This window comes from Prosthecobacter sp., assembly GCF_044232965.1.
GTDB lineage: Bacteria > Verrucomicrobiota > Verrucomicrobiia > Verrucomicrobiales > Verrucomicrobiaceae > Prosthecobacter.
The window spans coordinates 24,855-39,068 of record NZ_JBIIKX010000014.1 but is presented as its reverse complement, the minus strand read 5'-3'; the positions used below and the strand labels follow the sequence as shown (position 1 = coordinate 39,068).

The following is a 14,214-nucleotide window of genomic DNA, read 5'->3' as shown; positions in this document are numbered from 1 at the left end:
GGATCAGTGATTGAAGTAGAACTCCTTCGAGTTCAGCAGCGCCCAGAACAAGTCTTCGAGAACGGACTGTCGGGCGCCGGTGTCACTGCCGATCGCCTGCTGCACAGAAGCCCATTCTTTTTCCAGCGGCATGCGACCGAAGACGCGAAGGAAGAGGTCTTCGACGATCTCGCGGTCCCCCTTCTTCTCCTGGATCATCTTGGCGACGACGCGGCCCTGCTTGATGCGGTCGTTGACGGCGTCACCATTCATCAAGTGCAGCGCCTGGGAGAGCGTGGGCTCCATCTTGACCTCGCAGGAGCAGACGGACTCGCGTTTGGCACGGCCAAAGGTGGTGAGGAAGTAGTTCGTCACGGCTCCGTCGGCGATCTGCACGGCACGGGCGCCGAGAGGCAGGCCCTGGAATTTGTTTGGCGTGTCGGTGATCTGTGAGATGGCGTCCAGCAGCACTTCGGCACGCACGCGGCGAACCTGGGCATGGGAGAAGTTGCGTTTGTCGCCGGCGTTGGTCTCATTGACCTTCGTGCTGCGCTGGTAGGTCTGCGAGTTGCAGATGTCGCGGACGAATTTGCGCATGTCGTAGTTATACTCCGTGAGCTTTTTGGCCAGCTCTCCCATCAACTCAGGGTTGGACGGCGGGTTGGAGACGCGGACGTCATCCACGGGTTCCACAATACCGGTTCCGTTGAAGTGCGCCCAGGTGATGTTGGCAATGTTGCGAGCGAAGTAAGGATTGCGCGGTGAGGCCATCCAGTCGGCCAGCACCTTGCGGCGGTCGTCGGTGGGCTTAAGTTCCGGGGTGTCACCACCGAGGAATTTGGGCTTCATGACGGCCTGGGTCAGGAAGTGGCGGGATTCGCCGCCCTTGCTGTTGTAAACGATGACTTCCGCTGGGTCGTCGGTCTGCTTGCGGCCGATCTGCGAGAAGAAAGCCTTGAAGCCGTAGTAGTCGTCCATCGTCCAGCGGTCGAAGGGATGGTTGTGGCACTGCGCACATTGAATGCGCATGCCCATGAACACCTGGGCCACGTTTTCCGTGAGCTTGAGCTGGTCGAGCTCGGTCTGGTAGAAATTCACCGCCGGGCTGCTGACGGTGCCGCCGGTGGCGGAGAGCAGTTCGACGACGATCTCATTGATCGGCACGTTTTTGCCGATGCGCTCGGAGAGCCAGTTGTAGTAAAGCAGCGCGTTCTTGTAGAAGGGCGGCTGGTTGTTGTTGATGGAGGAGCGGATTTGCAGCAGCTCGGCCCACTTCATCACCCACAGCTCGGTGAACTCCTTCCGCTCAAGCAGGCTGTCGATCAATGCCGAGCGCTTGTTCGGGTTTTTGTCGGCCAGGAAGGCGCGCATTTCGGAGGACTGCGGGTAAATGCCCGCGATGTCGATGAAAGCGCGGCGGACGAACTCTTCATCGGTGCAGATGCCGGAGGGCAGGATGCGCAGCTTGTGGAGGTTCTCATTGACTAGCGTGTCGATGTAGTTGGTCTCGGCGAGTTTCGGACGCTCATACTGGAGCTGTCCTGGGATGACGAGCACCTGGCTGGTGACAGAGTAAACATCGAACCGGGCCAGCATGAAGGCAGCGCCGCGATCGCCAGAGGTGACGAGGCCCTCCTTGTTGATGCTGGCGGTGGGGTCGTTGTTCGACATGAACAACGCGAGGTTGGTCACATCGCGGTCAGTGCCGTCGGAATAGCTGGCGCGCACGGTGATCTGCTGGGTGGCGTTTTTGCCCTCCATGACGATCTGGCTCGGAAACACCTCAATGCCGGTGCATTTGGCGACGTCAGGTTTGTCATCCGGCGCACCGGCTGTGATCCATTCGACGAGAGCCTTGTTATACACAGAATCCGGCTCAAAGCACTGGTTCCCCGAATGGGGCACGGCACCGACGGCTTTTTCAATGAGAGAGCTTTCTTCCGGGATGGCGAGGTTGATGCGGCGGCCTGGCATTTCACGGGTGATGCGGATGAAGTCGCCGGCAGGGTCCATGCCGAAGAGAGAGGTGCGGAAGCCGTCCTTACCGCGTGCGGCACCGTGGCAGCCGCCCTGGTTGCAGCCACCGCGCATGAACACCGGCATGCAGTCGAGGCGGAAGGAAATCGCACGGTCCTTGGTACCGTCTTTGACCGTCACTGCCGCTTTCGCAGTCTGTCCGCCGATGGTGGCGATGAGTTCGGTGCTTCCCGCGTCAGCCACCGGCTTCAAGACGAGGCCGTCGAGCGTGGCGACCTTGCTGTCGGCGATCTTGAGGTCGCACAGGCTGGTCACATCCTTGGTGGTGGCATCCTGGAACGTGGCCAGCACGATGACCTGATGAAAGTCGCGTTTCGTTTCGAGCGAGTAGCGCTCCGGCAGAATCTGGACGCGCTTGAGCGTGGGCAGCTTCTTTTGCAACTCGGCGATGGCCTTGCGCTGCTCGGGGGTCTTGTAGTTGAGCACCAAGCCCTGGGGCCACTTGGCACCTTCCGCAATCCAGCGCTTCAGCACATCGACCTCATTCGCGGCCAACGGTCCGCCCTTGGGAGGCATGATGTCATCGTGATCTTTGGGGAGCACGACGCGTTTGATGATCTCGCTCTCATCGGGCTTGCCTGCGACGAGACCCGGACCGGTGTCGCCGCCTTTGAGCAGGGCCACAGCGGAATCCATGAGCAGCTTGCCTTTGATCTTGTTCGGATTGTGGCATTCGAGGCACTTGTTCTCGAAAATGGGCTGCACATCTCGGATGAAATCCACACCAGGAGCCGCAGCGGGCGCGGGGGCCGCAGCCACAACGGGAGTCGGTGCAGCAGGGGCCGCCGCAGGTGCGGCTGGAGTTGCAGGCGCGGGATTGGCCAGAGCCAGGGCGCTGTAGGAGGTGAAAGCGAGTGTGAAGAGAGAAGCTCGCAGAGGGCTTTTCATGGGTATGTGGGGGGTGTTGTCAGAGCCTACGCCCTTGGGATGGCATATTTATCAAACGTGCGAAGAAACTACAGGGATGATGGCAATTCACCCCTCCAGCGCCGCCAGCCTCTGGCCGACGGGCGGGTGCGAGTAATGCAGCCACACCGTGAGCGCATGAGGATTCGGGTGCGAGAGGTGATCGACCGAGAGTTTTTTCAGCCCAGCCATCAACGGTTCGGCCCCGCAGGCCGCTTTGGCAAAGGCATCGGCCTGAAACTCATGTCTCCGGCTCAAGGCGCTGCTCAGCAGGCCCAGCAGCAGGCTGGCGGGAGAATACAGAATGCTGAACAGCACCAACCCAAGCCCCATGGGCATGCTGGCGACGCCGAAGGCCTTGAAGAAGGCAGGTGACTGCAAGGCCGCGTGCAGCAGATAAAACATCAGCCCGCTCTCCAGCAGGCCGAGCACGAGCTGCTGCGGCACATGGCGGCATTTGTGATGGCCGATCTCATGCGCCAAAATCGCCTCTAGCTCCGCCTGCGTGTGTTTTTCGATCAGCGTGTCGAACAGCGCGATGCGCTTGTTCTTGCCGAAGCCAGAGAGAAAGGCGTTCGCCTTGCTGGACCGACGTGAACCATCCACCACCGACACATCGACCACGGGGAACTTCAAACGGGCCGCCAGTGCCAGCAAAGCCTCACGCAATGGCCCATCCTTAAGAGGCTGAAACTTCAAAAACAGCGGCATCAGCAAGCGTGGTGAGACCCACGCCATCACGATGCTGAATCCCGCCACCGTGAGCCAGGTGTAAAGCACCGCATGCTCCTGCGTCTGGAAGAACCACAAGATCAGCGCCAGCAACGGCCCGCCAAGCAAGGCCGTGAGCAGCAGCTCCTTGACGCGATCCTTGATGAAGGTGCCGGGTGTGGTGCGGTTGAAGCCGTATTCGGCCTCAATCTTGAACGTGTCCCAGGCATCAAAGGGCAGGGACATCACGTTTTGCACCAGCATGATGAGGCCGATCACGCAAACGCCGGTTTGGATCTCGTTCCAGCCCCAACCCGTGCTCCAGCGCTCCAGCCAGCCGAAGCCGCCGCCCCACCAGACCGCGATCAGCACCGCCACCGAGGCAGTGCTGCGCAGTAAATCGAGCCTGGATGACGTGGCGGCATACTCACCGGCCTTCTGCACCGTTTCATCCGAAAAGATCTCCTTCAACCGCTGTGGCAGCGCATGGCGGAACTGCGCGAGGTTCAGAAACGTGGCGATGATTTCGAGATGAAACAGACCGAGCACGCCGACGAGGGCGGCGATGAACCAGGGATTAGAAAACGTCATGCGAGGGTAGGGGAGTCTTGAGAAGCGTGTTCGTGGCTGTGCGCGGCCTGATGATCGAGATACGAGGCAAAAATGTCCTCCAACTGCATCACGCTGCCGATTTGCGAGAAGTGCTGGCGCAGCCATTTGCCGCCGGGGATCGACTTCGTGTAGTTCATGAGACGATTGCGCATGGATCGCATCGTTTGCAGTTCTTCCATGCGCACATTGCGCTCAATGGCCAGTTTGCAGTGGCGACGCATGAAGTTGAAGCGCTCTTCGACGCTGGCGTGCGGCGCATGCGTGCCGGTGGCGAGGTAATGCTTCGCTTCTTTGAAGACCCACGGGTTCGCCATCGCTGCACGGCCGATCATGATGCCCTTCACGTTGGTTTGAGCGCGACGAATCTCCACATCGAGACCGCTGGCGATGTCGCCATTGCCGATGACGGGAATCTTCACCGCGTCGGCCACTTGCCCAATGACATCCCAGTCAGCGAGGCCGGTGTAGCCCTGCGCCCGCGTGCGGCCATGCACGGCGATCGCCTGCATGCCGCAGTCTTCGAGAATCTTCGCGACTTCGACGGCATTCACATGATCCGCGTCCCAGCCGATGCGCATCTTGGCCGTGACGGGAATCGGCACCGCCTTGGCGACCTCACGCGCCACGCTGGCGAGCAGCGGGCAGTCTTTGAGCAATGACGAACCGCCGTTCTTTGCCACTACCTTGTTCACCGGGCAGCCGAAGTTGATGTCGATGAAGTCCGGCTGCTTCCAGTCGATGATTTTTCGCGCTGCTTCGCCCATGCGCACGCCGTCGGAACCGAAAAGCTGTACGCCGATGGGGTGCTGACCGTCATCGAAGTCCGTGTAGTGCCGCGTTCGGTCATCGCGCTGGAGAATGCCCTCGGCGCTGACGAACTCCGTCACCATCACATCCGCGCCCTGTTCCTTGCATAAACGGCGGAAGATCACGTCCGTTACCCCGGCCATGGGGGCCAGATAGAGCGGAAAGTGGTCGTTGTTGAGCCAGGAAAGCATCTTCGATCATAGCCGCACTGGCACAGTGCGGCAAGCCGTGTCACATTTCCTGATGGCAAGACGCCGCCGCTTCCGCAAACCGCTTCTCCCCGGCCTTTGGACCGTGCTGGCCGCGTTTGCCCTGATTGGCAGCATCGGAGGCCTGTTTTGGCTGCTCGGCACGGCCACAAAGTTCACCCGTGTGGCTCCGCCCGCTCCTACGGTTGCGAAGGGAAAGTAGCACTGCGTCCCGCTGGTGGGAATGACACCGCCGCAATCGGGACGATTGCGCTACACCGCCGGCCGCACCACCACAATATCACCCAGCAACTGCTCCTGCTCGACTTGCAGGTGGTTGAGTTTGATCAGCTCCAGCATGGCCAGGAAGGTCACGATCACCTCGCCACGGCTGGCGGCGCTGGTGAAGAGATCTTCAAACCGCACCTTGCTGCCCACAGCCACGATTTCGAGCAGGTGCTCGATCTTGTCCGCCACCGTGTAACGGTCGTTGACGATCTCACGGAAGTCGCTGGCGTTCTCGAAGCGCTTCAGGATGCGCTGGAAAGCGCGGATCAGGTCAAAGATGCCCACCTGGCCCAGCGTCTCCACCGGGGCGTCCAGATCGGGCAGTTCCGGCGTCGTGACGAACAATTCATCGCCCTTCACCTCCTGCACGCCGAGGAACTGGGCGGCCTCCTTGAATTTCTTGTACTCCACGAGCTGACGGATCAGCTCCCAGCGCGGGTCGTTCTCCTCAGCATCCTCTTCCGGCGGCTGCACATCCTTCGGCAGCAGCTCACGGCTCTTGATGTACATCAAATTGGCAGCCATCACGATGAATTCGCTCGCCAGCTCGATATTGAGAGCCTTGAAGGTGTCGATGTAATCCAGGTACTGCCGCGTGATGCGCTCGAGCGACACGTTGTAAATGTCGATCTCCTCCTTCTTGATGAGGTACAGCAACAGGTCCAGCGGGCCTTCGAAAATCTCCAGTTTAACTTTATAGTCGGTGTCTTCCACGCGCCGAGATAGACCGGAGAATCAGCCATGGCAACCCATGAGCGCGAGTATTCTCCCCGTTTGACTCTGCCACCTCCTTCGCCCGGAGCGCGAGTATGGTGAAACCTACTCGCCTGGCTTTCCTACCGCACCGCACGTCGGGGAAAATGGCGAGTAGGCTCAAGCCATACACGCGCTCCATCATTTCCGTCGCAGCCGCAGCGCCCGCACATCCGCCAGTTCCTGCTTTAGCGCGCCTTCCGGCCGCATCAGCAGCGATTGCACGCCTGCCTTGAGCTTGATCGTGCCTGCGGACTGCTCTTGGAAGCTCTCATACCCACCCGTGGCCTTCACCACGCCTTTCACGCTGGTGTTCTCGGCTTCGACCACATACGCATCGCCTGCGGACGCTTCATCCGCTGCCAAAGTCGCCAGCACCTCATACTCGCCGTCCGTCGGCACCTGGATCAACCACTCCGCCACGTCCGTGTCGATGCGCCAGGGCGCGAGCACGTTTAGCGAAGCTCGATAGGCCAGTTTCTGCCCGTAGGTCTTCGCGGCACTCGCGGGAAGCAGCAGAACACCATCCGCATCGGCCTGGATCGCGCTGCCGCCTTTCACATCCACCTGCATCAGCGTGTCCGCCGTCCAGGGCATCTTGCGCGTCTTGGTCTGCTCACGCACCAGCGCCACTTGAGCGGCTTCAATCACGCTCGCTTCATTGCCCCAGGCATTGCGCACATAGCTGAGCACATCGGCCAGCTTTGCATCATCCAGTGCTGGATTCGCCCCCTGGCCGGGCATGGCAAGGTTCCACTTCTGACCGTTCACCTCGATCTCGCCATACAAGCCATGCAGCGCGATGCGGATGAGTCGCTCCGGTTCGCCCGTGGCCCACTCACTCTCCGCCAGCGGTGGTGCCACGTTGGGGATGCCGTAGCCCGTTGGCTGATGGCAAAGACCGCACACCGTCTGATACACCGCCGCTCCACGCTCGATCTGCTTCTGCGCCGCATCACTGAGCGACTGCTTGCGTGTGGAAGTCACCGCGTTCTCCGCGCCCGGCCACGTCAGGCACATCCGCAAGCGCTGCAATCGCTCACGGGCGGCAATCTCACGATTCGCGGCCAGTTCATCGAGAAACTTCGGTCTCTCGCTCAATGTCACCGGTTTGATCTGCCTCGGATCATTCGGCTGCGTTGTTAAAAAGCCATCAATCAGCGCCTCGCGCTTCCAGTTCGTTGTTCGCTCGATTCGTGACACGACCTCGCTGTGCATATCATCCATGCCGATGAGCTGGGTGAGCAGTCGCAGCGTCTCGCGACGATGCGCCGACTCCTTCTGCCAATCCGCATGCTTCAGCAGCAGATCCAGCGCCTCCATCTCACGACCATGCAGACCTGTCATCGCGGCGATGCGGCTCAGGTCATCCTCATGGCGTGTCAGATGCCCCACCAGCGTACCGGTGGGTTGCGGAGTGAGCAAGGCCTGCAATCGCACCCCCGCGTCTGGCTCATCCGTGAGCGAAATCTCCGCACCGAGCCTCGCTGCTGCTGCCCGCACGCGTGGATCGGCATCCCGCGCCGCTTGTTGCAAAAGTGGCTTCGTCAGCTTGCCCATGCCTTTCAGTGTCCACAGCGCATGCAGACGATGCAGCGGCTCCGCAAAGCGGTTCGGATCGCCGATGTCTTCCTCACGCTCCACCAGCAGCCGCTGTGCCGTGTTTCGCTGCCAGCCATTCGCATGCCCCAGCGCCTCCACCAGCTCTCCATCACTCCATTTCTCCATCCCGACCCTCCGCTCTGTGCCCTCCGCCCTCCGCTCATGCACGATCCGCCAGATGCGACCGTGATCGTTGCCTTCGTAGAGCTTGCGCTGCTCGATCTGCTTCGTCAGCCACGGCACGATGAAGATGACGTGCTCGATGATGCCGTGATACATGTCCGCGAGATAGAGTGCGCCATCCGGCCCCACGCGGGCATTCACGGGGCGGAAGCGCTCGTCGGTGCTGGCGATCAACTCCTGCTCCGCTGGAAAAAAACGTGTCGCTTGCGGAGCGATGCCTTTCGTGAGTTTCAACGTGCCGACCAAGTGCCCCGCTGAGTCCGGCACGAACACATTGCCATGCATCTCCGGCGGGAATTGATCCCCATCGTAGAAGCAGGTGCCGGACACGATGGTGTAGGTGCGTAGGCGGCCATCATCGCGCAGTTCCAGGGCACCGAGCGTCACCGCCGGTGTCACGCGGATGGGAAAGCACTCCGCCGCGTCCTTCGCCACGTTCACATTCACACCGAAGCTGCCGCGTCCGCCGCGTTGCGCGAGTTTGGCGAGGTTCGGATGCCGCAGGATCGCCTCCGCCGGGATCAGGTCCAGGTGCATGGCGCTGTTTTCGTAGCAGGAGATGAAGCGGCCCGTTTCATCAAAGCTCACGCCAAACTGACCGCGATGCAGCGTCGGTTCGTCGATGAGCTTGCCGTCCTTCCACTGATAGCGATGCGGCCAGTCCGCGCAGTGCAGCCAGTTGTCGATGCCTCGGCGCAAGCCATTCGCCGTGTGCTGTGGATTCCCGCCCACGCCCATCGTGCCGACCTCCGTTCGGTTGTCACAGCGCAGATCACCATCCTTGTCCTCGCAGAACCACAGCTTCGGCGGCTCCTGGAGCAGGATGCCGCCCTTCACGAAGGCGAAGCTGCGTGGCATGACCAGCTTGTCGAGAAACACCGTGCTCTTGTCCGCCTTGCCATCGCCATCCGTATCCTCCAGCACCACCACGCGGCAGATCGGATCGCCCTCGCCGCTGCCCTGCACATCCCGCATGTAACCCTGATACTCCACCACCCAGATGCGCCCCTCGGGATCAAACTCAAAGAAGATCGGGCACTGTACCATCGGCTCACACGCCACCAGCTCCGCCCGATACCCCGGTGCCATCTTGAAGGTCTTCGCCTCTTCTTCTGCCGAAAGCACCGGTGCAGGCGGCACCTGGATGCGCTTGAGCAACTCCTCGCCTTTCTCCCAGTCCGCCCAGCCCGTCAGCGCCGACGGGGGACGTGATCGGGGACGATCGGCCGGAACCGTGCCAGTTTGGGCGAGGACGGTTTGGGTGAGCAGGACAACGAGCAGCAAGGAGCGGAGCGGCATGCAGGAACTACGCACCGAGTCGCGGCGGCCTTCCCGTGGATTCCATCGTCTCTGTTGAACATTCTGGCCATGCTATGGGGTCATGTTGTCCGCGATATGAGCTCATGTTGCCCTCGAAATGGGATCATGTTGCCCACGAGATGGGGTCATGTTGCCCTCGATATGAGATCATGTTGACCGTGATATGGGGTCATGTTGCCCTCGATATGGGATCATGTTGCCATCGACATGGGATCATGTTGCTCACGATATGGGATCATGTTGCCCTCGATATGAGGTCATGTTGTCCACGATATGGGATCATATTGACCGCGATATGGGGTCATGTAGCCCATGATATGAGGTCATAGTGCCATCGATATGAGGTCAGATTCGGCAAAAATGAGCTCATCTTTGAGAAAAGGAGGTTGAATCCGCCCCTTGTTGCGACTGGAGGCCTGGTTGTTGAGATTTTAGGGGTCAGCCGTCTGCGGTGGGAATCCGGTTCAGGTCCTGTGCAACACCACCGCTTCGGCATCCTCCAACTCCTCTTTCCGGCGCAGGTAGCCGTGCTTGAGGATTAGAAGCCGTGCTTCTGCCAGATCATGCTGAGGAGACCCCCAAGGATACTTGGCTTCACGGAAGAACAACCGGGCGCGATGCAGATGAATGTCCGCCATGTGCAACGGCATCGGCCCGCGCTCGGCGATTTCCCATGCTTCGTCCAGATCGCTCTCTGCGCTATCGAGGCCGGTGCCGTAGCCCATAATACTCTGCAGCCATGCGCGAGTGAGGAGGCCACGGGGAATGAATGTAGTGTCTCCTGAGTTGCGGAGGCCGTTAACCGCGGCGGACAGATGGATGGCACAGTTCTCTGTGTTTTTTTTATCAATAGGAAAGCACAATGGACCCTGCACACCGCAGTCTAGAACCGTCTCATATAGTATGGAACGTCCTATGGTGAGGCGGTTCAGCGCAATGGTGAGGAGCGGAGCACCAGAGGTTGCATACATCCATTCGAGTGTTCGAGTCGCACGTGCGAAGACGGCGCGGCACATGAAACGATATGCCGTGGTATTCTCCTCAGCGCGTTCTGAGCTTAGTTGGTCGGCAGGTGAATGAGGACAATTCCGCATACCGAGGATCGCCCGCCACGCGCTACGCTCACTTTCCCTCAAAAGCTTCTCGCAATAGCGGAAGCCCGACACTGAGTACATGAGAGGACGGCTAGGCTGATCTTCCTCTTGTATTTTCTCGGCTTCGCAGAAGATCGTCTCCGCTTCGGTCAGAAGGCCTGCCTGGTGAAGTGCATCGGCGTGGACTGTTCGCGTGCCCATTCTCCAATGCGCCGGACCCTGATATTCGGAATAGGTGACGGACAGTTTTGCCTCCCTGACCGCTGCGATAACCCCTCCAAGAATTAACTCTAGCTCGCTCAGGTTGCTGGCCATGACTGCGGCATGCGTCCACTGTTCCTCTCTGACATAGCATCTCAATCCGGCTCTCATTGGCTCAAGTGCCTCGGTGAGCCGACCTAAAGCACGTAAGCGCGTCGCGGCTTCATTCAATATCCATGCTCGGGTAACCTCCGTGAGCTTGGCCGAGACACCACTCCACCGGGTGTCAAAGAAGCAGGCGACTGCTGCCAAGTCGGAGCCAAGCGCGCCGAGTTTATTTGTGGAGTATGCCTGCTTTCCGCGCTGAATACGACGTTTGTAAACTTGGTCACAAGCCTCTTGATGCAATCCTGCCTGACAGCCATGAGATAAGGCTTGATAGAGGGGTTGGAGATTTTCGAGTGTGGGTTTAGGTTCATCAGGTGTAGTCGCACAAAGGTGTTCAAATAATCTTCGGTGTGCAGTACTCCAAGCCTCGATGTGTCGAGTGCGCCGTTCCTGAGCGAAATATTCGCGCAGTAGTGGGTGGGTATCCAGTGAAGTAAGTGCACCACTCGGATCTCTATTGACCGTAACCAATTTCGCGCCTTCCAATCGAGTGAGTGTCATGTTCTTTTGCGCTTCACTCATTCAAACAAGAGCTTTGGTCATGCCAGAGATGGCGGGAGGTTTCTGCAACACCGCGAAGCAGTCCGCAGTCACTGGCCGATCAAACAATCCCAGACATCGAAGCACTGCGACGGCACGGTATCCATTCTCGCCCTCGCGTTGGAACCATCGCACATAGGCTTCAATGACGCGGAAGGCGTGTCCGCCTTGTTCCTCGGTATCCGCCTCCTCCAACTTCACTAAATCACGTTTCCGAATGTCACCAGCAAGAGCGTCACGGATATAACTTCCGAGCAGGTTCAAGGTGAGTGCATGCCCCTTCACATCCTCAACAAGCGCCTCGAATTCTGGCTGTGCGCCATTAACCCCGAGCAATCTGAGGAGGGCCACGCCGGCGTCTGGGGAAAGGCGGGGTAACTTTTGTTGCGGGGCCGTTGTCAGCCAGAAATTCCGCAGATCCCTGATGTCATACCGCGTTGTGACGACGCAGAGTCCGTGATTGTTGGAGGACAACGCTTTGAGGAGTGCGGCAATACCTTGGTCCTTGAGTTCACCTGGCGTGGGCGACGTGGGCGAGTATTGCAGCGGTTCCACACCGTCGAGAATTAGAAGCGCCCGACTTTCGCCAACGAGCTGTGCCAGTCGCCGACCTTTGTCGTAGGCTCCCTTGCTGCTGTTCGCCGTTTCAGCGTCGCCGAAAAAGGTGAGAGCTTCCTTGAGAAATAAGTCGGACGATACCGACTCCCTCATCCCCTGGCTGTAGAAGGACCACGCAAACACTGTATCGCAGCCGGGCCAGTCCTGTTGCGCGAGTTCAGCTGCCCACTTCGCCACGAGCGAGGTCTTGCCCTCACCACCGAGGGCAACAAAGGTGAGGACGTGCGGACGCTTGATCTCTTGGCTCTGAACTTTTGCCCAAGCATCATGGAGGAGTTTCATCTCGTCTTCGCGGCCAATGAGGTCGGCGGGGGCGTGTTTGACGATGCTGGAAATGTCGGCGGCAATGCCCGCCTTCGGAACGGAGCCGATCCATGTGCGAAGGAGGCTGATGAACGCGTCCCGAGTGAGCGTCCGTGCCTCGGTGGCATAGTGCTGGAGTTTGGACTCCAGAGCATGAACCAGGGCCTCACGCTGATTCGCTGTGCCCTCGGGCTGTTTCTCACTTTCCAAGAACTTAGCCAACCGATGCGCGGCCTGCTCGATGAAGGCATGAAGGTCGAGGTTCTTCGTTTCGATGACAACTCCTTCGATGGGATCGAGGCCAGCAAGGGCCGGTGGGATGTTGCCGATGAGGACGAGAGAGCAGTGCTCGTCTGTGCGCTGTTCTTTGAGCTCTTTAGCCCAGCGTTCTACGTCGGGTTTGGTGAAGGTGTTCTCGGTGGACTTCACCTGTTTGGCGTGGGAACCGCGCTCGTTTTTCCAAAGGAAGTCGAACTTGTCGTTTCCTTGCAGGGGTTCGAGTGTGACCTCGGTGAAGGCGTTCTCGCCATGGGTGATGTCCAGCAAGGCCGCGAGCGCCTGCACGAGCAGACCACGGGTTGCGATGGCACCACCACGGGAGTTGCGAGAGTCTGACATAAGGAAAACGAAGGCTGTTAGATACACAGGGCTGGTCTCGGCGTCTAGCAGCCTCACATGACTCCGAGTCGAGAGGAATGAGTCTTTTCGGGCTTTTTCGTTTTTTTCGGCCAACATCAGCGACTCCCCATGCCCGCGAAGAAGAAAGCCAATGCCAAGCCGCTCACCGGTGCCGCTCTGATCAAAGAGGTGTGCAGTCGCATCCGCGTGGCGCGGAGCTACTGGGAGGCGCACAACAACCGCGCCTGCCGGGGTGAACGCGAGAAGGCGATGGCGCTCTATGAGTCGCTGAGCGAGGCGGAACGCGAGAAGGTGCCGCAGGAGCTGCGGGTGTGGCTGCGCTATCGCAGCGAGAAATACTTCGGCGATGACCGCACGCCACCGGGAGGTGGGAAGCGATGAGCGTGGACACGAAGAGCGGGCTGCACCCGCGAAATCGTTTCCGCACGCGCTATGACTTTCCACAACTCATCGCGTGCAGTCCAGCACTGGCCGCTTTTTTGAAACCGAACGCGCATGGCGATGACAGCATCGACTACGCCGATCCGCAGGCGGTGAAGGCGCTGAATCAGGCACTGCTGAAGCACGCGTATGGTTTGCAGCACTGGGACATCCCGCCCGGTTATCTCTGCCCGCCGATTCCTGGACGCAGCGATTACATCCATCATCTGGCGGATCTGATTTCACTGCGACGTGGGCCTGAGGTGAGGGTGCTCGACATCGGCACGGGCGCGAACTGCATCTATCCGCTGATCGGAGCCAGTGAGTATGGCTGGAACTTCATCGGAGCCGAAATGGACCCCGTGGCGCTTCGCTGGGCGAAGAAACTCGTCGCTTCGAATCCGAGCGTGTCGGGATTGATCGAGTGCCGCCTTCAAAAGTCAGCGATGAAGTGCTTTCAGGGCATCATCCAGCCTGGCGAGCACTTTGACCTGACGATGTGCAATCCGCCGTTTCATGCCTCGGCAGCGGAAGCGACGGCAGGAACGCAACGGAAGCTGCGCAACCTCGGCGGGAAGAAGGAGGTGCTCAATTTTGGCGGCAGGGCAGGTGAACTGTGGTGCGAGGGTGGTGAACTGGCCTTCATCCGGCGCATGATCGAGGAGAGCGTGGCGTTTGCGTCGAACTGCGGATGGTTCACGACGCTCGTTTCCAAAAGCGAGCATCTGCCACGCCTCGAAAAGGCCCTGCGACAGGTCAATGCCACTGAGATGAAGATCATCGACATGGCGCAGGGCCAGAAGAAGAGCCGCATCCTCGCGTGGACCTTTCGGAGGTAGGTGGCT

Annotated in this window: 10 protein-coding genes; 3 read left to right on the top strand and 7 right to left on the bottom strand. The window is 59.6% G+C overall.

Features of this window, described 5'->3' with window-relative positions; genetic code table 11:
• Positions 1-3: 3 nt before the first annotated feature.
• The 3 genes from ACILSI_RS08345 to dusB all read right to left on the bottom strand — a co-directional run bounded on the left by ACILSI_RS08345 (position 4) and on the right by dusB (position 5,243).
• Positions 4-2,904 carry a PSD1 and planctomycete cytochrome C domain-containing protein gene (locus tag ACILSI_RS08345; protein ID WP_395721406.1) on the bottom strand — a complete coding sequence of 967 codons (2,901 nt, stop codon included), beginning with the start codon at positions 2,902-2,904 and terminating at the stop codon, positions 4-6.
• Between the two features lie 87 nt (positions 2,905-2,991).
• Positions 2,992-4,224, bottom strand: a complete 1,233-nt coding sequence (locus ACILSI_RS08340) for a M48 family metallopeptidase (RefSeq protein ID WP_395721405.1) — start codon at positions 4,222-4,224, stop codon at positions 2,992-2,994.
• Positions 4,221-5,243, bottom strand: a complete 1,023-nt coding sequence (dusB, locus tag ACILSI_RS08335; RefSeq protein ID WP_395721404.1) for a tRNA dihydrouridine synthase DusB — start codon at positions 5,241-5,243, stop codon at positions 4,221-4,223. The genes ACILSI_RS08340 and dusB overlap by 4 nt, the downstream gene beginning before the upstream one ends.
• 52 nt (positions 5,244-5,295) lie before the next feature.
• On the opposite strand from dusB, the gene ACILSI_RS08330 reads away from it, so the two are divergent.
• On the top strand, positions 5,296-5,463 hold the full coding sequence (locus ACILSI_RS08330) for a hypothetical protein (protein ID WP_395721403.1): 168 nt from the start codon (positions 5,296-5,298) through the stop codon (positions 5,461-5,463).
• Positions 5,464-5,513: 50 nt separating this feature from the next.
• On the opposite strand, the gene ACILSI_RS08325 is transcribed toward ACILSI_RS08330, so the two are convergent.
• The 4 genes from ACILSI_RS08325 to ACILSI_RS08310 form a co-directional block, all read right to left on the bottom strand.
• Positions 5,514-6,242: a segregation and condensation protein A gene (locus ACILSI_RS08325; protein ID WP_395721402.1), complete on the bottom strand. Its 729-nt coding sequence runs from the start codon at positions 6,240-6,242 to the stop codon at positions 5,514-5,516.
• Positions 6,243-6,422: 180 nt separating this feature from the next.
• On the bottom strand, positions 6,423-9,365 hold the full coding sequence (locus ACILSI_RS08320) for a c-type cytochrome (protein WP_395721401.1): 2,943 nt from the start codon (positions 9,363-9,365) through the stop codon (positions 6,423-6,425).
• Between the two features lie 485 nt (positions 9,366-9,850).
• Positions 9,851-11,371, bottom strand: a complete 1,521-nt coding sequence (locus ACILSI_RS08315) for a hypothetical protein (protein ID WP_395721400.1) — start codon at positions 11,369-11,371, stop codon at positions 9,851-9,853.
• Positions 11,372-12,928 carry a hypothetical protein gene (locus ACILSI_RS08310; RefSeq protein WP_395721399.1) on the bottom strand — a complete coding sequence of 519 codons (1,557 nt, stop codon included), beginning with the start codon at positions 12,926-12,928 and terminating at the stop codon, positions 11,372-11,374. It abuts the gene before it with no gap.
• A 129-nt stretch (positions 12,929-13,057) separates the two neighbouring features.
• Here ACILSI_RS08310 and ACILSI_RS08305 point away from each other — a divergent pair, with 129 nt between their 5' ends.
• Together ACILSI_RS08305 and rlmF are read left to right on the top strand one after the other, a co-directional pair.
• Positions 13,058-13,330, top strand: a complete 273-nt coding sequence (locus tag ACILSI_RS08305; protein WP_395721398.1) for a Precorrin-3B methylase — start codon at positions 13,058-13,060, stop codon at positions 13,328-13,330.
• Positions 13,327-14,208: a 23S rRNA (adenine(1618)-N(6))-methyltransferase RlmF gene (gene rlmF, locus ACILSI_RS08300; protein ID WP_395721397.1), complete on the top strand. Its 882-nt coding sequence runs from the start codon at positions 13,327-13,329 to the stop codon at positions 14,206-14,208. Before ACILSI_RS08305 ends, rlmF begins: the two co-directional genes overlap by 4 nt.
• The last annotated feature ends 6 nt before the right edge of the window (positions 14,209-14,214 follow it).

Excerpts from the sequence above, each read along its gene's own strand:
- ACILSI_RS08345 (WP_395721406.1), bottom strand. The coding sequence starts at position 2,904 with ATGAAAAGCCCTCTGCGAGCTTCTCTCTTCACACTCGCTTTCACCTCC.
- ACILSI_RS08340 (WP_395721405.1), bottom strand. The coding sequence starts at position 4,224 with ATGACGTTTTCTAATCCCTGGTTCATCGCCGCCCTCGTCGGCGTGCTC.
- dusB (WP_395721404.1), bottom strand. The coding sequence starts at position 5,243 with ATGCTTTCCTGGCTCAACAACGACCACTTTCCGCTCTATCTGGCCCCC.
- ACILSI_RS08330 (WP_395721403.1), top strand. The coding sequence starts at position 5,296 with ATGGCAAGACGCCGCCGCTTCCGCAAACCGCTTCTCCCCGGCCTTTGG.
- ACILSI_RS08320 (WP_395721401.1), bottom strand. The coding sequence starts at position 9,365 with ATGCCGCTCCGCTCCTTGCTGCTCGTTGTCCTGCTCACCCAAACCGTC.
- ACILSI_RS08315 (WP_395721400.1), bottom strand. The coding sequence starts at position 11,371 with ATGAGTGAAGCGCAAAAGAACATGACACTCACTCGATTGGAAGGCGCG.
- ACILSI_RS08310 (WP_395721399.1), bottom strand. The coding sequence starts at position 12,928 with ATGTCAGACTCTCGCAACTCCCGTGGTGGTGCCATCGCAACCCGTGGT.
- ACILSI_RS08305 (WP_395721398.1), top strand. The coding sequence starts at position 13,058 with ATGCCCGCGAAGAAGAAAGCCAATGCCAAGCCGCTCACCGGTGCCGCT.
- rlmF (WP_395721397.1), top strand. The coding sequence starts at position 13,327 with ATGAGCGTGGACACGAAGAGCGGGCTGCACCCGCGAAATCGTTTCCGC.